The sequence below is a fragment of the Paenibacillus pectinilyticus genome (assembly GCF_001700435.1).
GTDB lineage: Bacteria > Bacillota > Bacilli > Paenibacillales > NBRC-103111 > Paenibacillus_E > Paenibacillus_E pectinilyticus.
In genome coordinates, this window is sequence record NZ_LYPC01000012.1 from 147,407 (window position 1) to 166,306 (window position 18,900).

Annotated in this window: 20 protein-coding genes; 12 read left to right on the forward strand and 8 right to left on the reverse strand. The window is 49.5% G+C overall.

Annotated elements, in window-relative coordinates:
• The first annotated feature begins 3 nt into the window (after positions 1-3).
• The 4 genes from aguB to A8709_RS06595 all read left to right on the forward strand — a co-directional run bounded on the left by aguB (position 4) and on the right by A8709_RS06595 (position 4,007).
• Positions 4-879: an N-carbamoylputrescine amidase gene (gene aguB / locus A8709_RS06580; RefSeq protein ID WP_065851390.1), complete on the forward strand. Its 876-nt coding sequence runs from the start codon at positions 4-6 to the stop codon at positions 877-879.
• The gene (locus tag A8709_RS06585; RefSeq protein ID WP_065851391.1) at positions 880-1,503 is read left to right on the forward strand and encodes a LysE/ArgO family amino acid transporter; all 624 of its coding nucleotides are present in this window, start codon (positions 880-882) and stop codon (positions 1,501-1,503) included.
• A gap of 164 nt (positions 1,504-1,667) precedes the next feature.
• A complete protein-coding gene (locus tag A8709_RS06590) occupies positions 1,668-3,377 on the forward strand; it encodes a methyl-accepting chemotaxis protein (protein ID WP_065851392.1) in 1,710 nt (569 codons plus the stop codon).
• 123 nt (positions 3,378-3,500) lie between these two features.
• Positions 3,501-4,007 (forward strand): ankyrin repeat domain-containing protein, encoded by a 507-nt coding sequence (locus tag A8709_RS06595; RefSeq protein WP_065851393.1) that lies wholly within the window; start codon positions 3,501-3,503, stop codon positions 4,005-4,007.
• A gap of 44 nt (positions 4,008-4,051) precedes the next feature.
• Here A8709_RS06595 and A8709_RS06600 read toward each other — a convergent pair whose 3' ends face one another.
• Positions 4,052-4,576: a DUF2812 domain-containing protein gene (locus A8709_RS06600; protein WP_065851394.1), complete on the reverse strand. Its 525-nt coding sequence runs from the start codon at positions 4,574-4,576 to the stop codon at positions 4,052-4,054.
• A complete protein-coding gene (locus tag A8709_RS06605) occupies positions 4,569-4,901 on the reverse strand; it encodes a PadR family transcriptional regulator (protein ID WP_065851395.1) in 333 nt (110 codons plus the stop codon). Before A8709_RS06605 ends, A8709_RS06600 begins: the two co-directional genes overlap by 8 nt.
• A 216-nt stretch (positions 4,902-5,117) precedes the next feature.
• On the opposite strand from A8709_RS06605, the gene A8709_RS06610 reads away from it, so the two are divergent.
• Both A8709_RS06610 and A8709_RS06625 read left to right on the forward strand, forming a co-directional pair.
• Positions 5,118-5,450, forward strand: coding sequence for an EthD family reductase (locus A8709_RS06610; protein ID WP_065851396.1), 333 nt, complete (start codon positions 5,118-5,120; stop codon positions 5,448-5,450).
• A gap of 1,414 nt (positions 5,451-6,864) precedes the next feature.
• Complete coding sequence (locus A8709_RS06625; RefSeq protein WP_065851399.1) at positions 6,865-7,569, forward strand: hypothetical protein; 705 nt, start codon at positions 6,865-6,867, stop codon at positions 7,567-7,569.
• Here the strand turns inward: A8709_RS06625 and A8709_RS06630 are convergent.
• Positions 7,558-8,520, reverse strand: a complete 963-nt coding sequence (locus A8709_RS06630; RefSeq protein ID WP_208607650.1) for a hypothetical protein — start codon at positions 8,518-8,520, stop codon at positions 7,558-7,560. The two genes, A8709_RS06625 and A8709_RS06630, sit on opposite strands and share 12 nt — an antisense overlap.
• Before the next feature lie 198 nt (positions 8,521-8,718).
• Between A8709_RS06630 and A8709_RS06635 the strand changes: the two genes are divergently transcribed.
• Together A8709_RS06635 and A8709_RS06640 are read left to right on the forward strand one after the other, a co-directional pair.
• On the forward strand, positions 8,719-9,273 hold the full coding sequence (locus A8709_RS06635) for a dihydrofolate reductase family protein (protein WP_065851401.1): 555 nt from the start codon (positions 8,719-8,721) through the stop codon (positions 9,271-9,273).
• Between the two features lie 185 nt (positions 9,274-9,458).
• Positions 9,459-10,703 carry a serine hydroxymethyltransferase gene (locus A8709_RS06640; RefSeq protein WP_065851402.1) on the forward strand — a complete coding sequence of 415 codons (1,245 nt, stop codon included), beginning with the start codon at positions 9,459-9,461 and terminating at the stop codon, positions 10,701-10,703.
• Here A8709_RS06640 and A8709_RS06645 read toward each other — a convergent pair.
• Complete coding sequence (locus A8709_RS06645) at positions 10,680-11,564, reverse strand: LysR family transcriptional regulator (RefSeq protein WP_065851403.1); 885 nt, start codon at positions 11,562-11,564, stop codon at positions 10,680-10,682. The genes A8709_RS06640 and A8709_RS06645 overlap by 24 nt on opposite strands.
• 110 nt (positions 11,565-11,674) lie before the next feature.
• Between A8709_RS06645 and A8709_RS06650 the strand changes: the two genes are divergently transcribed.
• Positions 11,675-12,406, forward strand: a complete 732-nt coding sequence (locus A8709_RS06650) for an MOSC domain-containing protein (RefSeq protein WP_425262312.1) — start codon at positions 11,675-11,677, stop codon at positions 12,404-12,406.
• Here A8709_RS06650 and A8709_RS06655 read toward each other — a convergent pair.
• Entirely contained in the window at positions 12,386-13,600 is a 1,215-nt protein-coding gene (locus A8709_RS06655) for an MFS transporter (RefSeq protein WP_065851405.1), read from the reverse strand. The genes A8709_RS06650 and A8709_RS06655 overlap by 21 nt on opposite strands.
• Before the next feature lie 205 nt (positions 13,601-13,805).
• The gene (locus A8709_RS06660) at positions 13,806-13,997 is read right to left on the reverse strand and encodes a CDGSH iron-sulfur domain-containing protein (protein WP_065851406.1); all 192 of its coding nucleotides are present in this window, start codon (positions 13,995-13,997) and stop codon (positions 13,806-13,808) included.
• Positions 13,998-14,266: 269 nt separating this feature from the next.
• On the opposite strand from A8709_RS06660, the gene A8709_RS06665 reads away from it, so the two are divergent.
• On the forward strand, positions 14,267-14,701 hold the full coding sequence (locus A8709_RS06665) for a YkvA family protein (RefSeq protein ID WP_065851407.1): 435 nt from the start codon (positions 14,267-14,269) through the stop codon (positions 14,699-14,701).
• Between the two features lie 266 nt (positions 14,702-14,967).
• Here A8709_RS06665 and A8709_RS06670 read toward each other — a convergent pair whose 3' ends face one another.
• Complete coding sequence (locus tag A8709_RS06670; RefSeq protein ID WP_065851408.1) at positions 14,968-16,038, reverse strand: branched-chain amino acid aminotransferase; 1,071 nt, start codon at positions 16,036-16,038, stop codon at positions 14,968-14,970.
• A 133-nt stretch (positions 16,039-16,171) separates the two neighbouring features.
• Between A8709_RS06670 and A8709_RS06675 the strand changes: the two genes are divergently transcribed.
• Positions 16,172-17,068, forward strand: a complete 897-nt coding sequence (locus A8709_RS06675; RefSeq protein WP_065851409.1) for a LysR family transcriptional regulator — start codon at positions 16,172-16,174, stop codon at positions 17,066-17,068.
• A gap of 102 nt (positions 17,069-17,170) precedes the next feature.
• A complete protein-coding gene (locus A8709_RS06680) occupies positions 17,171-18,232 on the forward strand; it encodes a TRM11 family SAM-dependent methyltransferase (RefSeq protein ID WP_167357017.1) in 1,062 nt (353 codons plus the stop codon).
• A 6-nt stretch (positions 18,233-18,238) separates the two neighbouring features.
• Here the strand turns inward: A8709_RS06680 and A8709_RS06685 are convergent, their stop codons facing one another.
• Positions 18,239-18,862 (reverse strand): DUF3298 and DUF4163 domain-containing protein, encoded by a 624-nt coding sequence (locus A8709_RS06685; RefSeq protein WP_065851411.1) that lies wholly within the window; start codon positions 18,860-18,862, stop codon positions 18,239-18,241.
• Positions 18,863-18,900: the final 38 nt, after the last annotated feature.

Genomic DNA, 18,900 nt, shown 5'->3' on the forward strand with positions numbered 1-18,900 from the left:
CACTTGAGAAAAGTGACTGTAGCAGCCACACAAATGAGCTGTTCCGACAACATAGATGAGAACATTAGCAAAGCGGAGAAATTAGTTCGCGAAGCCGCGGCTAAGGGCGCGCAAATTATTTTAATTCAAGAGCTGTTCGAGACGCCGTATTTCTGCCAAAAAGAGAAGTCTGATTACTACCGCTACGCAACGGAGCTGGAGACGAACAAAGCGATCAATCACTTCCGTGAGATCGCCAAAGAGCTTCAAGTTGTATTGCCGATCTCCTTTTATGAGAAAAAGAATTACGCGCGCTACAACTCGCTCGCTGTGATTGATGCCGATGGTTCCGTGCTCGGCACGTACCGCAAAAGTCATATCCCCGACGGTCCGGGATACGAAGAGAAGTTCTATTTTAACCCGGGCGATACGGGGTTCAAGGTATGGAAAACACGCTACGCCAAAATCGGCGTCGGCGTATGCTGGGATCAGTGGTACCCTGAGGCTGCTCGCGTAATGGCCTTGATGGGTGCGGAGCTGCTCTTCTACCCAACGGCAATCGGTTCGGAGCCGCAAGATGGCTCGATCGATTCCAAGGATCACTGGCAAATGTGCATGCGCGGTCACGCGGCTTGTAACTTGATGCCGGTTATCGCATCGAATCGGATCGGTAAAGAGGTAGATGAGGATTCCAGCATCAACTTCTACGGCTCTTCCTTCATCGCTGGCCCACAGGGCAATCTGATCGAAGAAGCGGGACGTGACGAGGAAACGGTGCTTGTTGCCGAGTTTGATCTCGACCAGCTGGAAATTCAGCGTATCGAGTGGGGGATTTTCCGCGATCGTCGTCCAGATCTTTACAAGAAAATCGCTACTTACGACGGTGAGCAGGTGTTTTAATTGTTTTTCCCGTTGTTAAAAGGGCTCCTACTTGGCTTTTCAATCGCAGCGCCTGTGGGGCCCATCGGGATCTTATGTATGCGCCGGACGCTGACGTTGGGTCGTTTGCACGGCTTTCTGTCAGGGCTTGGAGCGGCTACAGCAGATGCGATTTATGGGTTTATTGCAGGTTTCGGTTTAACGTTAATAACGAGCTTTCTGTTGGATCAAAAGGTGATTCTGCAGCTGGTCGGTGGTCTGTTTCTCATTTACTTGGGGGTGCAAACCTTCCGCTCCAAGCCTGCGGCTCACGCGGCGAAAGCAACAGGAGACACGTTGTTCAAATCGTATGCGTCAACGCTGCTGCTTACGATTACGAATCCGATGACGATCATGTCATTCGTCGGCGCTTTTGCAGGTCTCGGTTTAGGCGGGAGTGGAGATGCAGGCTTCACGCCTGCGATTGCACTCGTAATCGGTGTATTCACTGGCTCAGCCTTATGGTGGTTTCTACTTAGTCTAGTGATTGGGATATTTCGTGATCGCATCCAAGGAACAGCGTTCCTGTGGATCAACCGCATGTCAGGCTTAATGTTAATAGCTTTTGGTTTATTTGCAGTGATGGGGCTACTCTTTCGGGAGTAGCCTTTTTGACGTCTAGGGTGTCCAGTAGAACACCATCAGCCCAAATATGATGTCATGCAAGTTGACATAGCCCCTTATTTTTTTGACAGTATTTGTCGATATATAAGGATATCTGTCGCCTAGCAGTAAGGATTCCAAACTAGGAAGAAAGAAGGGGTCTTATTATGGTTAAAAATTGGTCATTAAGAACGAAGCTTCTCTCCGGTATGCTCTTGGTCATTTTATTATTTACGAGTGGTGCAGTGAACAATTACTTTAAATTAAATGGAGTCCAAAGCGCATTGGATCAGGAAACGGAACGAAATGTGGAAGCAAAGGCAGCCTACGAGCTTAAGAATTACGTAGGTATACTGTACAGCAACCAAGCAGATGTCATTATCAATCAAAGTGATGAAGCGGCTAAAGCGTATAAGGAAAACGCAGTCAAATTCAACCAGTACATGGATTTAATTACCCAAAAAGCAGACACCCCGAAGGAGAAAGAGTTGGCTGCAAGCTTGCGAACCGCAAGCGAGGGTTTCATTAAATCTTTTGACCTGGTCGTGGAGATAAATAACAAAAACAGCAAACTGACGGTCGCGCAGCTTCGCGATGAGAATAAGAAGGCAGATGATCAAACGGACGGATTCAAAGAAACTATTTATACCGTGGCCGATCAATATATTACCAGCATCAATCAAGAATCCAAGGAATCCACGGATTATTTGACTGAGCAAGTTAAATCCGTCAATACGACACTGGTGATATCCTGCATCATCGATATTTTGCTTGGCATAGGTATTGCACTGCTGCTTAGCAGAATGATCATTGGGCCTATCAATGTGTTGATGAATGCAGCACAGAGCATTGCTGGGGGAGATTTAACACGCACGATTAAGAGCCGTAGTAAGGATGAAATCGGCAAGTTAACCGATAGCTTTAGTCGAATGCTCCAGAATTTGCAGGAACTAATTCGGGAGGTCAATGAAAGCTCACAGGATGTGGCCATTTCCTCTAAGCAGCTTTCGGCAAGCGCAGAAGAAACCTCTGCCGCTTCGAACGAAATCGCTGTTTCTATCAACGAAGTAGCACGAGGGGCTGAAGCTCAGGGCCTATCTTCCAATGAAAGTGCACGCGCCATGGAGGAAATGTCTGTAGGTATACAACGAATAGCAGAAACATCTACAACGGTGTCGGAAGTTTCCATTGAAGCTTCTGAGAAAGCAAAGAATGGCAACGTATCCCTGCAGCAAGTTATTCGTCAGATGGAATCCATTCGCGCCACAGTCGATCGTACTGCCTCTATCGTGCAGATGCTCGACAAGCAATCCCTAGAAATCGGTAATCTTGTAAGTGTTATCTCCAATATTGCCACACAGACGAATCTGCTTGCGCTCAATGCCGCGATTGAAGCAGCTCGTGCCGGAGAACACGGTCGCGGCTTCGCTGTCGTTGCCGGGGAAGTGCGGAAGCTTGCTGAACAATCGGGCAGTTCTGCGAATCAGATTATCGAAGTGATTCAACAAATTCAGCAGGGGACCCAGCTGGCCGTCGATGCGATGGACGAGGGGACCCGAGAGGTTCATACAGGGATCGTCGTTGTGCATGAGGCCGGCGAGGCGTTTCAATTGATCCTGCAGGCGATCGATCAGGTGGCCGATCAGATCCGTGATGTTTCGGCCGTGGCTGAAGAGATGTCCGCTGGATCGGAACAAGTGACGGCTTCGGTCATCGAATCGGCTAACATTGCACGGCAATCCTCTTCTGCTGCGCAGCATGTAGCAGGCAGCGCCGAAGAGCAGCTTGCCGCATTGCAAGAAGTTGCCGCTTTCGCGAATGACCTATACAGTATGTCGAATAGGCTTCAGCAAGCGGTAGGTAAGTTCAAGCTCTAATTAGTTGCAAAGGAGACGAACTCAAGCCATGCGTAAGCGAAGAAGAAATAATGTCCTTAAAGGTAATTTCTGGATGATTGCCGAATTGATCTAGCATTCCATTTTAAAGGAGGCCATCTTTACATGATCAATGACATCTTCACAGCTGCGCGTACTGGCGACACAGGGCGGGTAAAGGCGCTGCTAGAGATCGATCTTACGCTCGCCAATGCGGAGAATAGTGACGGACTGACGCTTCTGGGTTTTGCGGCACATTTTGGTCAGAGCGGCGTGGTGAAGCTTCTTCTGGAAAATGGTGCCGATGTGAATGCTGTATCGCATTCTAGGGTTAGCTATATCCCATCGAATACAGCCTTGCATGCGGCAATTGCTGGTGAGCGGAGCGTAGAGGTGATTCAACTCTTGCTTGAGCGTGGTGCCAAAACGACGATCCGAGATAGCAACGGGCAAACAAGCTTGCATGTCGCCGCTTTCCATACGGATAGTACGCCAATCATTGAGCTGTTGCTCGACTATGGGGCGGACGTGAATGAGAAGACGGATGACGGCAGCTATGCGATTGAGATAGCTAATGAGCAGGGACATACTGTGGTGACTGACTTGTTAAGGAAGCATGGAGCTATAGGTTGAAAATAGCAATCATAGAGGGGACATTCGATTAGCCGGCTAGCGGCTCAGAGAATGTCCTTTTTGGCTTGGAGCTTTTTATTGGAGGCATGCAATCGGTATATACAAGCCACAAGCAGGGCGAAAAGCGGAATATAGATAATCAGAAGTGGAAGGAAGATATGAATATGATTGCGCAAATTCACTGAGAGTATGGGTATTTGCGCACAAGTAACCGCGATAAATACGCCCATGAGCCGTTTATTCCGATCAATGATGGAATCGATATCGGTGAAAATTTCGGGCTTCGTGTCGGTATACGGCTGTCTCCAGATGTACCAACCTGCACTGCTATAGATGGATTCCCAACCCGCATCTGCAAAAATACCAGTATAATTAGCATCCGCCTTCATTTGGTAATCAACGCAATAGCTGATTTTACGCGGGGCGCCTTTCTCAAAGTGAAATTGCAAGGCATTCTTCCTGACGCTAACGACATGCCAGCCCTGCGCTTCCATTTCCTCCAGCCATGTGGAAATCTTCTCGGATTGTGAACCGTCCCACCACTTGAACACTTTTTTGGTTTCAATCATGTAGAAATCCCTCGACTTTCTTTGCATTGTCATAAAGCTCCGTAATTCGGGCAATCTCAAGCTTGAGCAGTTCCTTGCCCGAGGGGGTAATGCGATACAGCTTGCGACGCTCTTCTTCAGCAACCGCTTGAATCAAGCGATCCTTCTCCATGCGTGATAAGCTGCCATAAATTGTACCAGGGCCCAAGTGAATCCGGCCTTTGGTCAACTCATCAACAAACTGGATGATCCCATATCCGTGCCGAGTTTCAGTCAGGGAAAGTAAAATATAATAGGCCGTTTCAGACATCGGCAAGTACTGACGATAAAGCTTTTCACTATCCATAGAAGCACCTTTTTCTTATATCAATGAGTGTTGTATCACAGTTCGTTGTATCACGTCGTGATATATCATGGGATGAGTATATCACCGCGTGATATAGAGCGCAAGAGGCAAATATAGAAATTTGAGCGCGAAGGTGAGAGGTTTTTTTCGGTTGACTCTACCGCTAGTGTCATCGTTTATGATGCTCATATAGCCAATAAAGGAGTTGATCACGACGTGCTGGTATTAACGTTTTATTACAAACAAAGCATCCCCTTGGATGAGGATTATTATTTGAACAAGCATGTGGCCGTGCTGTCCCGGAAGACCGTCCTTGAGATGGGTGCAGCTAAGTATGAGGTCAAAAAGGTTCTCTCTTCAGCAGACGGCACTCTGCCTGCGTACTCGTACATTTTCAATTTGTATTTTGAAACGAAAGAAGCGTTGGAGGCTTTCGTCAGCGACCCCAGAGTTCAGGAACTGAAGGATGATGTTGCGAATTATTACATCGGGGAGCAGCACATTTACATCGAAGAGGTCGTTGCTTCGTTCTCAGGAATTGAGGAGTAAGGAGTTACCCGAAATGAAGAAAACAGGCGCCGTGGGCGGCCTGTTTTTTTTGATGCGGAGCTTGCTCCACCTGTGCAGATTCCATTCCCACTGGATAAGTCCAGTGGGAAATTGTTTTACAAGGCGAAATTCTTGATTTAACTGGACAAATCCAGTCCAAGCCGCCACAGAAGGCCTTTTTTGACCAATTTTGAGCTGCTCGGGTGGAATAATCCAATAGAATTGGTTTTTTGACGCTACATATAGTGAAAACATTGTATAAATCCAATGGGAACCGAGGTGGGGGATCCAAGAACGATCCAGGAACGATCCAAGAGAGGTCCAAGAGAGGTCCAAGAGAGGTCCAAGAGAGGTCCAAGAGAGGTCCAAGAGAGGTCCAAGAGAGGTCCAAGAGAGGTCCAAGAGAGGTCCAAGAGAGGTCCAAGAGAGGTCCAAGAGAGGTCCAAGAGAGGTCCAAGAGAGGTCCAAGAGAGGTCCAAGAGAGGTCCAAGAGAGGTCCAAGAGAGGTCCAAGAGAGGTCCAAGAGAGGTCCAAGAGAGGTCCAAGAGAGGTCCAAGAGAGGTCCAAGAGAGGTCCAAGAGAGGTCCAAGAGAGGTCCAAGAGAGGTCCAAGAGAGGTCCAAGAGAGGTCCAAGAGAGGTCCAAGAGAGGTCCAAGAGAGGTCCAAGAGAGGTCCAAGAGAGGTCCAAGAGAGGTCCAAGAGAGGTCCAAGAGAGGTCCAAGAGAGGTCCAAGAGAGGTCCAAGAGAGGTCCAAGAGAGGTCCAAGAGAGGTCCAAGAGAGGTCCAAGAGAGGTCCAAGAGAGGTCCAAGAGAGGTCCAAGAGAGGTCCAAGAGAGGTCCAAGAGAGGTCCAAGAGAGGTCCAAGAGAGGTCCAAGAGAGGTCCAAGAGAGGTCCAAGAGAGGTCCAAGAGAGGTCCAAGAGAGGTCCAAGAGAGGTCCAAGAGAGGTCCAAGAGAGGTCCAAGAGAGGTCCAAGAGAGGTCCAAGAGAGGTCCAAGAGAGGTCCAAGAGAGGTCCAAGAGAGGTCCAAGAGAGGTCCAAGAGAGGTCCAAGAGAGGTCCAAGAGAGGTCCAAGAGAGGTCCAAGAGAGGTCCAAGAGAGGTCCAAGAGAGGTCCAAGAGAGGTCCAAGAGAGGTCCAAGAGAGGTCCAAGAGAGGTCCAAGAGAGGTCCAAGAGAGGTCCAAGAGAGGTCCAAGAGAGGTCCAAGAGAGGTCCAAGAGAGGTCCAAGAGAGGTCCAAGAGAGGTCTAAGAGAGGTCTAAGAACGATCTAAGAACGATCTAGAGCGATTCAAGTACGATTCAAGAGCTTCTCTCGGTCAAAGATGACCTGAATTTTATCTAGCTATGTGGTACCATTGGGTATATTATCCAAATATATGTAAGGTTAGCCTATACAGTAAGGGAGGGGATGCTGATGAGCATGTACCGCAAAAAGCGTGCGTTTTACATCATCGGATCGTTGCTCGCGGGTGTTATTCTGCTGTACGGCATTGTCTATATGAACGATAAACCGGGCGGGATTGCGGATTGGAGGCTGTCACGAGCGATGGGGATGCAAGAAACCATCCGTACCCCGCTAGGCGAAACACCAGAGGAGGCCATCAGCAAGTTTCGGCATCAGCCAGCTAGGCAAGTTATCCACAGAGAGCCTGTAGAAGGCGGCATGCTGCTCTTCACTCAGCAGCCTCAAGCCACAGGAAGCAATCTCCAAGCTGAGTACGCTCATAAAGTATGGCTCGGCTGGAAATGGGCGGGAGGCGGGGGATATTCAATTGGTGCTAGCCAGACTAGCCAACCGTCAGACACCCCCAAGACTGCCCTAGATTTTATGATATTTCCGAGCGTTAAGAAACCTTCGATGCCGTTTACTCTGGTATTTGGCCGTGTGCAGGACGCAGCGGTAGCGGACATTCGTGTCCAAACTCATGGTGCTGAGGCAGGGAATTATATCGCTGATCTGGTTACAATAGACGCGGAGCATACGATTTGGCTCGTGCGACTGCCTTGGGGAACGAAGGTTCCTTTTGAACTGGAAGCTCGGAATGACAAAGGAGTTCTTCTTGCACACCAAACACTGAGGGATCAGCAGGGAGCTGGTTCAGTCAATTTAGGGGAATGATTTCCCGTAATACTCAGCTAACGCATAGAACGATTTTTTGGGTTCCCAAGGCATATCGGGATAGGTCTTCCCGTTTTGATTTGAATAGCTTTGAACTACACTGTAGCTGGCTGTGTCCAGATTGTATAAAGGGTTGTCGTCATGCGGATAGGTGGCCATCACAAAGGTAAACCAGAAAGCGCCATCGACCTTCTCCTCCGCGAAAATATCAAATAGCTCTCGCATATACGTGACCTGCTCCTCCTCATCTCGAATCACAGCGCTTTTTAGCTGAGGAGGTGTTGCGCTTCGGTCAACGATCGCCCAACCGTAGCCTCCCTTATCGGCGGCCCCCTGATAGGTGCAGCTGCCGAACTCCGTTACGACAACAGGCTTGTCGTGTGACATATATTTGCGAAGCTTCTCCCGATAGAAGCGTTTGTTGAATTTCTCGCGGTAGTAATCGATGCCAATGATGTCGAAGTGATCCCAATTCACATTTTCCCAGGAGCCCGATGCGTACGTTAGCTGCCCGTGGAAATGCGCTCGCACCGCGGATGTTGCCCTGCCAAGGAAGGCATTTAATCGTTTGTGGAAAGAGCCCCTCTTGACCGTACTGAACAGCAGGCGCCAAGGTTTCATCATCGTTTGAATGCGGTCAAAGGATGTTGCTCCATCAATTAGGCCTTTCATAAAAAAAGATAACTCGCATCCCACGACGAATAAGATATGTGGGAATTGTAGTCGCAACACCTCTGCTGCCTTCGCACACTGAATGAAGTAAGTTAACGTTTCTTCCTCCGTCGCATCTATGTAAGCGGGGGACAACCATACTTCTAACCCGACTTGAAGGGCAAATTCAGCGGCTAGCGTAAGTCGTTCTATATCTTGACCGGAAATCCGGACTGCCGTGCAATGCAGATCGTACTTGATGATGCTCATTTCCCGCTGAATAATCGCTGGATCGAACACATCGCGGGATGAGGCAATTTTGCCTCTCGTAAATGTTCCAATATCGTAATTGATGCCTTTTCGGTTTATCGAAGGGGTAGTGCTCGACAGGATAATCGCCTCCCAGGATTCACGTTTACAGCTCCATCATACTGCTTTTGGAAGTACAAGGAAAAGGGTACGACGAACCTAATCGATAATCAGAAGGAGCACGATGTGATGCGAAAAATCGTAGCAGGACTCTTCATCTCCCTAGATGGCGTGATTGATTCACCGGAGAACTCGCCCAAGAAATGGGGCAATGCCGAAATCATGGACCGCATCGCCGAAGGTGTGGCGAAGGCGGATGCTGTGCTCGTGGGGCCGCAAACGTATCAGTTTTTGGCGCAGTTTTGGCAGCACCAAGGCAGTGATGTGCCGATGGCGAAATTTTTAAACCACTCGCCGAAATATGTAGTTTCTACGACACTCGATACGCTGGAGTGGCAGCCAGCTACGCTGGTAAGAGGTCATTTTGCAGATGAAATTAGGAAGCTGAAACAACAACCAGGCAAGAATATTCAGGTTCCTGGCAGCCCGGCGTTAGTAAGATCCTTGCTGCGCGAGGGACTGTTAGATGAGCTGATACTGAACATTTGCCCCGTTGTAGCGGGATCAGGGACACGGTTATTTGAGGGTATCGAGCAGCCGGCAAACCTCAAACTCATCGACTCTCAAAGCTTTAAGAACGGCGTGCTGAGTGTAAGCTATCAGATCTTGAAGACGAACGAGTAAACGATGAAGCTGCTGCCTGAGGAATCCGATATTCTTTAGAAAATCGGGCAGCTCACAGGGAAATCATAGGAAAAACCTATCATTACTAGTTAGATTATTGAATTGAAGAATCGTTGTTCTGGCTCTATACTGAACCCCAAAAGGATTAGCATCTTAGGACTAATCACTACCGGGAGGATCATGGTATGGAACATTTACTGAAACAGGACCCTGCAATTGCTTCAGCCATCCAGCAAGAGTTTCACAGGCAACACGATAAAATTGAGCTGATCGCATCCGAGAATTTTGTGAGCGGGGCTGTAATGGAAGCGATGGGGACGGTCTTAACGAACAAATACGCGGAAGGCTACCCGGGTAAAAGGTATTACGGCGGCTGTGAACACGTGGATGCGGTGGAAGAGCTGGCGATTCAAAGAATAAAGGAGATTTTCGGTGCAGAGCACGTGAACGTGCAGCCCCACTCGGGTGCTCAAGCTAACATGGCGGTCTATTTTGCCTCTGTAAAGTTGGGAGATACGATCTTAGGGATGAATCTCGCACATGGAGGACATTTGACGCACGGCAGTTCGGTCAATGCATCGGGTCAATTGTACAATTTCATCCCCTATGGCGTGAATGATCAGACCTTCCGCATCGATTATGATGAGGTACGCAAATTGGCGCACAAGCATAAGCCGCGCATGATTGTGGTCGGGGCTAGCGCGTATCCGCGCACGATCGAATTCGCGCCTTTCGCACAGATCGCCGAAGAAGTAGGGGCGCTGTTCCTCGTAGATATGGCACATATCGCGGGGATTGTGGCTGCTGGCTTGCATCCGAACCCAGTGCCGCATGCGCATTTTGTGACGACGACCACGCACAAAACACTGCGCGGTCCCAGAGGCGGAGTGATCCTATGCAAGAAGTCGTGGGCTCAGGCGATTGATAAAGCCGTCTTTCCGACTACGCAAGGTGGGCCGTTCATGCATACGATTGCCGCTAAGGCGGTCGCGTTCGGAGAAGCGGCAGACCCGGCATTTGCGCAGTATATGAAGCGTGTCCTTCAGAATGCCAGCACCTTAGCGGAAGCTTTAATGGCAGAGGGGCTGCATGTTGTCACGGGTGGAACGGACAATCATCTAATCCTCATTGACCTGCGCAGTATCCATCTTACAGGGAAGGATGCTCAACACCTGCTGGATGAGGTCGGCATAACCGTTAACAAAAATGCGATACCTTTTGACACCGCAAGCCCGCTGGTCACGAGTGGTATACGGCTGGGCACACCTGCGGTCACTACCAGAGGCATGGGCCCTGCAGAAATGAAGAAGATTGCCCAGCTCATTGCGCTCACATTGTGTAACCCATATCAGGCAACGATTCAAGACCAGGTACGCCGTAAAGTGAAGGAGCTTACCTCACAGTTCTCACTTCATGCAAGCACTAACTAATTGTTCCATGAAGACGCGGCTGGCCGCGCATAAGTATTTGTTTTTGCGGTAAACGATGCCAATTTGTGTCGTGAGCACGGGATCGTGAATGGGTATCGCACGAATGTGCGGATGGTCGATATAGTCGAGATAAGCCTTCGGCAGCACGGTGACACCGACGCCTTTGCGAACCATTTGGATAATCGATTCGAGCGTGGTCATTTCCATGACGGGGTGAACGGTGAAATCAAGCTCACGGCACTTCTCATTGAGGAATTGGCGGATGAAATAGCTGCTTGGCAATAAGACGGATGGCGTTTCTTTTAAAATAGCAAGCGAGACATAGGGCTCCATCGCAAGCGGATGATCGATTGGCGCGGCAAGGATTAGACTATCCGTATATAACGGGATCGTTTCTAAGTCGTCATGCATCATCGGCATATACACGATGCCAAGGTCGAGTTCGTTTTGCAGAAGTCCCTCGTAGATATCCCCTGTCCGCAGGCCGAGAACGGAAAGTTCGACATTAGGGTAGGTGCGATGAAATTCAATAACGGTAGGCGGAAGTAAATAGTTTACAACGGTGAGGAGCGCCCCGATTTTTAACGTTCCTCGTTGTAAGCCCTGGAGCTCACTGATCGCGGCACGTGCTTGGGATAGCTCATGGAACACATTGAAACCATGGTGTTGTAAGGTTCGGCCAGCCTCAGTAATGACGGTGCGTTTGCCGATGCGATCAAATAAAGGCGTCCCGATTTCGTGCTCGAGCAAACGAATTTGCTGGCTCAGCGAGGGTTGAGCGATGCCCAATTTCTCAGCCGCACGGGTAAAATGCAGTTCACGGCAGACAGCCATGAAATACTCTAATTGTTTTAGCTCCATCGATGGATGGCCTCCTTGGTTGCCGGACATGGACTCTCAAAGCCAAATGATAGGTTTTACCTATCATTATAAACTGAATCATATCAGAATTATAACGATTGCAGGAGGTAATGTTCTTGAATCCTATCGAAATTCTCTCGATCAATATCGGGAAGCCCCAGCTGGTCCCATATAAAAATAAAGAAGTTGTCACTGGCATTAACAAACAATCCACGGATGCCGCCTTATTCTTGTCGTGGGAAAACTTTGAAGGAGACGGACAAGCGGATCTCGTTCATCATGGCGGCCGGGAGAAGGCCGTGTGTGTGTACCCTTTTGAACACTATGCGTATTGGGTGAATGAATTGAAGCAACCGATGGTCTATGGTGCATTTGGCGAGAATTTAACGATTCGTGGCCTGGTGGAAACGGAGGTGTGTATCGGGGATCAATTTGAGCTGGGGGAAGCCATCGTGGAAGTAAGTCAACCCCGACAGCCCTGTTTTAAATTATCCGTGAAGTACGACAGGCCGGACATGCCGCTTAAGGTACAAGAGTCGGGGTATACCGGCTTTTATTTCCGTGTTGTACAGGAAGGGCATGTAGCGAAAACCGATATCTTGAAGCGGGTATTACGCCATCCTCATGGTATCACTGTTGCTTACGCCAACCGGATTATGCATCAAGAGAAAGATAACGTGGCAGGTATTCGCAAGCTGCTTGAGGTGCAGGAACTGTCTGTGAGTTGGCGAGCCACTTTCGTGAAAAGGCTGGAAGGCCAGGAGACAGATACCCGAGAAAGACTGACTGGCACTACACCGAATACGACCTCGAATCCTACCTCAGGAGGGGCTGCGGATTGAGCGTCTGCGGTTTCCTTGTTCTTTTAACATCCAAGCCATATTCAACAGTCCGAAGACAAGGAAACAAGACCAAGGAAGCGCCTGCCACCCCAGTGAATCCCCAAGATCATACAGATAACCGCCTCCTACGTTCCCTATGATGGCTCCGATAGATAATGCAAAGCTGTTGAAACCAAAATAGCTCGCGATCGGTTCATTCCCTGCATAGTCGGAAACCATGGTATTCATCATCGGCTGTAGAAAAACTTGCCCAATCATGAAGGTGATGACGCCGAGATAAACGCCTGGCATGGCACTCGTGAGCCCAATCGTAAATAAGCCAGCTGCTAGCAGCACTGTACCAAGTGACATAACGCTATAGGGCTTCAGCTTGGCGTGTCCAAATTTAGATAAGGGGACTTGAAGCAAGACCATCACTACGGCTCCACAGCTATAAATAAGCCCGATATTGGCATCAGTGGCCATTTGGGTCATCCGAAATGGAACGGCGATATATAACTGCGTGACGAGCGACCAAGAAACCATCGTGAACACCATAAAACGTCGGAAAGGGCGATTGCTCAATACCGTTTTCATTTGTGACCAGATGCCTGTATAGGCAGCGCGAGATGGCTCGCTTTGGATGGCAGGCAAGAAGAAGAGACTGAAGAAAAAGGCAAACGCGAAAATTAGCGCAGCCGCTAAGCTCACGTATGTAAAATGAAAGTGCATGAGCAGTGCCCCTAAGACGGGACCGATGACGAAGCCCATATTGCTCAGCATTTCCCGTATCGCATAAATTGTGATGCGGTTATTTGCTGTGGAAAGTGCCGCATAGTAGGCATAGCTTGCTGGATTGAACAGGGAACCGCCTAACCCGGAGAAGAAACATGCGGCAATTAAGCCAGGCGTGCTGTCTACGAAGCCGAACAGGCCGAAACCGAACGTGCGGATGCATAAACCGATGAGAATCGTGCGTTTATAACCGATTTTGTCAGCCAAAGTACCGCAAAGTACAGAAAGCCCCTGTTGACTGAAGCTGCGAATTGCAGAGATGAGGCCAACTAGCGTGACCGTCAGCATAAGGTCGTTCAATAGATGAGAAGCAAGTAGGGGAATCATCATATAAAAGCCAACAGCCATGCTGAAGGTGTTCATAAACATGACCCAGAAGGGGAGTCGAATGGCCTTGAGTTTCGTCAGGATGGAATGCATAGGAATGCCTCGTTTCATGCTGCAAGATGTTGATTTCAACAACATACAGGATGGGAGGCGGCTTGCATAGGGACATTGTTTGGATGGACTTGGGTAAAATTTATAAGAGCTCGCGTTGCATAGGAAAAAAGAGCTGTTCCACAAGGAGATTAATCTGCTTGGGAACAACCCTTTTTAGTTATTGTTGTGTCGTGGTCAAGTGTGACTAGTCACGAACCTGACTTTCAAACTGCCCTTTGTGAGCACCGTTGCAATACGGTTTATTAGCGGAAAGCCCGCAACGACACAGATAGATTTGTTCTTTGGTTTCCATTGTGTCGCCTTCTCCATCCAATAACGTAGCACCACTTACGAGTAGGGGACCATTATCGAGTACTTTAATTTCTGCCACAATCATCAACCTCCATTTTTTTGCCGTAGTAGAAAGGATGAGTTTGTAATTCCCGCAATCATCTTCTAATCGGCGATAATAGGTACCTCTAGCGCGGTCGTATCCATGAATAGCCGTGGATAGAGGTTTTCTCACCATTGTTGCCAGATGCGATTATCTATAATCAATTAGAGCATAACTATAAGGGGCAGGAGAAACCGAGACTTCCTACGTGGGATAGGTGTAAAATAGTGGGTATATACAAGGTGAAGGCCTAACGAATGGAGTGTTGCCAAATGAACTCATCCAAATATGAAAAATATTTCTCAATTGACGGCTTCTGGGGCAAGTTGAAAAAAGGTGCCAAAAAGGCCGGCAGTAAGGTCATTTACACGGGATTACTGCTTTTTTACGCATTGGAGAGTCCTAAAACACCGCTCCGCGCGAAGGTTCAAATCTACGGTGCGCTGGGGTACCTCATTCTGCCGCTGGATATTATTCCTGATTTGCTGCCTGTTATTGGCTATGTGGATGATCTTAGTGCGCTAGGTTTCGCGCTTGCCGCTGTGTCCAAGAGTCTCGATGATGAGGTTAGACGCAAAGCGAAGAATAAGCTGCGGGATTTCCTCGGGGAAGATGCCGTGAAGAGCAAGGACATTATCGACATTGACGGTCATATTGTGGAGGAGCAGGGGAAGGCGCAAGATGAGGGTGGACGGGTTCAAAAGTAGCTAGATGGGTTGTAGTGAATAAGGGCTGGGCTTCCACATGGAAAAAAGGTGCCTGCTGCATGAGTGTGCGCGGAAAGAGGAACCTGATGCGACCAATAAGCACTCGCGATGGTCTTATCGAGTGAAATATCGCGATTCCTAGGTGCATAAGCAAGCTGGGAGTGCTTAATGCGTGAGTGGTCTGAACAACAAAAAAGACACCTCTAAGGGTGTCTTTCGTTATGTCTATGCGTACGAATCGCTCTACGATGTAGGCTTAAAGCGCTTTATACCTTTAGTAACCAGCCATAGGTGTCTGGCAGCTTCCCGCTTTGAATCCCTGTGATCGTCGCATAAAGCTTCTCGACTAGCTCACCTGTCTTCCCTTGGTTAATGACCATCGGTGTGCCGTTCCACAGTAAGCTGCCGATCGGCGATACGACCGCTGCGGTACCCGTACCAAAAGCCTCTTCCAGCGACCCATTCGCGTGGGCCTCAACGATATCGTCGATAGAGATCTTGCGCTCTGTCACGGGAATGCCCCAATCTTTGAGCAGGTGGATAATACTGCCGCGTGTAATTCCCTCTAAAATGCTGCCGCTGAGGCTAGGCGTGACAACTTCTCCGTTGATTTTGAAAAAGACGTTCATACTCCCGACTTCTTCCAAGTATTTCTTCTCGATGGCGTCAAGCCAGAGGACTTGTGCGCAGTTATGCTCTTTGGCTAGGGTCTGCGCCTTCAGGCTGCCCGCGTAATTGCCAGCTGCTTTGGCGTCACCAGTTCCACCTCGCACGGACCGAGAAAAATAGCTTTCTACAAGAATGTTAACTGGCTGCAGACCTTCCTCATAGTAAGCATCTACAGGCGACATAATGATAATAAAGGAATACTGCATAGCTGGGCGTACACCTAGAATGGCTTCAGTTGCAATGACAAACGGACGGATGTACAAGGAAGAACCCTTTTTCTTCGGTACCCATGCGGCATCGATACGAACAAGCTGCTGAATTGCAGCTACGACGAATTCTTCATCTATTTGAGGGATACTGAGACGTTCACTCGAGCGATTTAAACGTTTGGCATTTTGATCAGGACGGAATAACACGACTTCGTCACTCTCCGTGCGGAAAGCCTTCATGCCCTCGAAAACCGCTTGACCGTAATGGAAGACCATCGCTGCGGGATCATGCGAAATCGGGCCGTAAGGAATGATGCGCGGATCGTGCCAGCCAGTTCCTTCTTCGTAATCCATCATAAACATATGCGCTGTAAAATGTTTCCCAAAGCCAAGATTCTCTTCTAAGTTTGGCATCGTCTTGCCGTTGTGATTAAGTTCAACTCGAATGTTTCCGTACATGCGATGTGCCACCTTTCATGTGGATGGTTCCGTAAAAACGATTTATCCTTAACTATAGAAAATTTGCAATCATTGATCAATTGCGATTTATCAATTACTATCATAGTTAATAGCTATGATCGGGGGTTATGGGGTGGATTATCGGTTGTTGGTGTATTTTCAAGCGGTGTGTGAGGAGCTGCACTTCACCCATGCCGCGGAGAAGCTGGGCATTAGCCAGCCTACGCTCAGTCAACAGATCCGACTGTTGGAGGATCGGGTGGGTTCACCACTTTTTCAGCGTATAGGCAAAAAGATTTATGTAACAGAAGCGGGCGAGATTCTGCGCAAGCATAGTCGTAATATTTTTCATGAGCTGGAGCAGGCGCAAATGGCGATGAATGAGCTCCAAGGAATGCAGCGCGGGCGATTGCGGATCGGCTGTTCAGGCAATCATTTGCTGACGGCGACGATCATGGCGTTTCACGCGAAGTACCCCAAAATCGAGCTATCCGTGATGGAGCTAGCAACCGAAGAAACCAAGGAGAAGCTATTGAACAATCAGCTGGATGTGGGGGTTGTTTTTATGCCGGAGGAGGACGAGCAGTTGCGGTGCATTCCTTTGTATGAGGAGAAGCTGCAGCTTGTCGTTTCCAAGGGGCATCCGTTGGCGCAGGATCAGGTGAAGGAGATTCGGCTGGCTGAGCTCACCGAGATTCCGATTGCTATGCTGCAGCAGAAGTTCTATGTCCGTCAAATGATGGACGATTGCTGCGCGCAGATTGGTTTGGCTTGGAAGCCCATCGTGGAACTTTCGACACTGGAGTCGTTGCTGCAGATGGCCAAAAACCACGTGTGCGGGGCGATTTTGCCGCAATCGTATGTGGAGAGTATGGGTGGTCAGGTGCGTGAGCAGAAGCTGTGTGCCATCCCGATCATGGATCCCGTTCCGCAGAAGGCGATGGGGATTGTGTATCGGAAGGATATGTTTTTGTGCAAAACGATGGATACATTCGTGAAGCAGGTTATTCAGGAATTTGCTTCGCGTTGAGGATATAGGGATGAGGCAGAGATTGTGGTGAATATGGGGATGGACGTAGGGAACGAAGAGATGAATGTAAGGAACATTGATAGGTACGCAGGGGATAAAAAGATGAAGCATATTTATGTATTTGCTTGTCATGAGAATGAACAAGCGTTGTGTGAGCTGGAGCTGCGCACGCTGCTCGGGGGAGAGATGGGGGCGCGCTACGTAGTCAGCGCGCGTAAGGTTGAGCCGAGCCGCAGCCCGTTTCTCAAGCTGCGGATGGATGTGTTGTACGAGGCCGGCAGTCTGCCGGAACTGGCCTCGCAATTGGAGACGTTGACCGTGCGCGGCGCAACGTTCAAGGTCGTGTTCGCGGAGACGGACACGGCGGTCAGCTATGACCGCCAGCGGAACGTCGAGCGCGAACTAGGGCTGGGGCTGCGCGGCAAGGCCGAGATGCGCAGGCCGGAGCAATGGTTCGCCGTGACGGAGCTGGGTGGCCGATGGTTGTTCGGCGACTGCAGCTACGGCGAAGCCGTGTGGCTTCAGCATCAGCACAAGCCACAGAACTACTCCACCGCCCTCAGTACGCGCGTAGCGCGGGCGGTGGTGAACATTGCCGTGCCCGAGGTGGCGGGCACGCGGGTCATTGACCCGTGCTGCGGCATCGGCACGGTGCTGATGGAGGCGATGTCGATGGGCATCGACATCGTGGGGTATGACCTGAACCCGCTAGCCGTGCGCGGCGCGCGGGTGAACCTGGACCACTTCGGCATGCCGAATGTGGTCGAAGTGGCAGACATGCGGACGCTAGTCCCGCATGCGAAGCCGCCTATGGCTGCGGGCGAAGCAGCGCCGCAGGCCCGCACTGCTGCTCCTGCGGGCGAGGCAACGCCGCAAGCTCAAGCCCTTACCTCTGCGGGCGAAGCTCCGCAGGCGCAACCCCCGGGCAGTCCACAGCCCATCTACGATGCGCTGATCCTGGACATGCCCTACAATCTCTGCTCCCAGCTTCCCGATGACGAGAAGCTGGAAATGCTGCAAACCGCGCGCCGATTAGCGCGGCGCGCGGTGATTGTGACAACCGAGCAAATCGATCCTTTTTTGCTCGAAGCAGGTTTCCGCATAGAGGCACGCTGTACCGTGAATAAGGGGAATTTTAGCCGCCAAATTATCGTGTGCCTGTAGAGTGCCTTAGTACATCATGGATCCAAGCGGGCCATCTTCGACGACGATGTCTTGGAGTGCATACACCGAAATCGGGAAATACAGGAACCCATACACATAAGCGGCTAGCTCATAGAGTTGAAAATAGATAACCAGCGATTTGTCAGCAATATAGAAGTCCTGGTCGGGACGAATGGTTTTGAAATCAACTAACAAAGGGATATCACGCCGCTTGATCTCGGCTTGGATCATAGCACTTAGTCTCCCGACGTAATCACTGCCAGGCTTGAATAGTTCCTTGAGCGTGTAGCTTTTGCCCGTTTTCGTGCTAAACGTTAAAGACTTCTGAATCGTCATTCCATGTGCCCCACCCGAGAACGTATAATTGATCAAAGATAAACTAAGTACACGGCGTTCATTCGTCTTGATTTCGTAATAAGCGGTCACATCCGCCTGTGGGTTCTTTGGGAAGCCCTGCTCATGCAACTGCTGGTTCACCGCATTCACAATCGTTGTATTGATGGTATGCTGGACCATTGGGGGGTTCAGGTGGATAACTTCGGGGTACATCAGATTTAAGTTGTGGCGCTGCACCTTATGGGTTTGTATACTAACTGGTTGGTGTTCCAATTGCAATTCCAAGTCGTTCATTCGTCACATCATCCCTACGTTTTTGCTACACCATATTC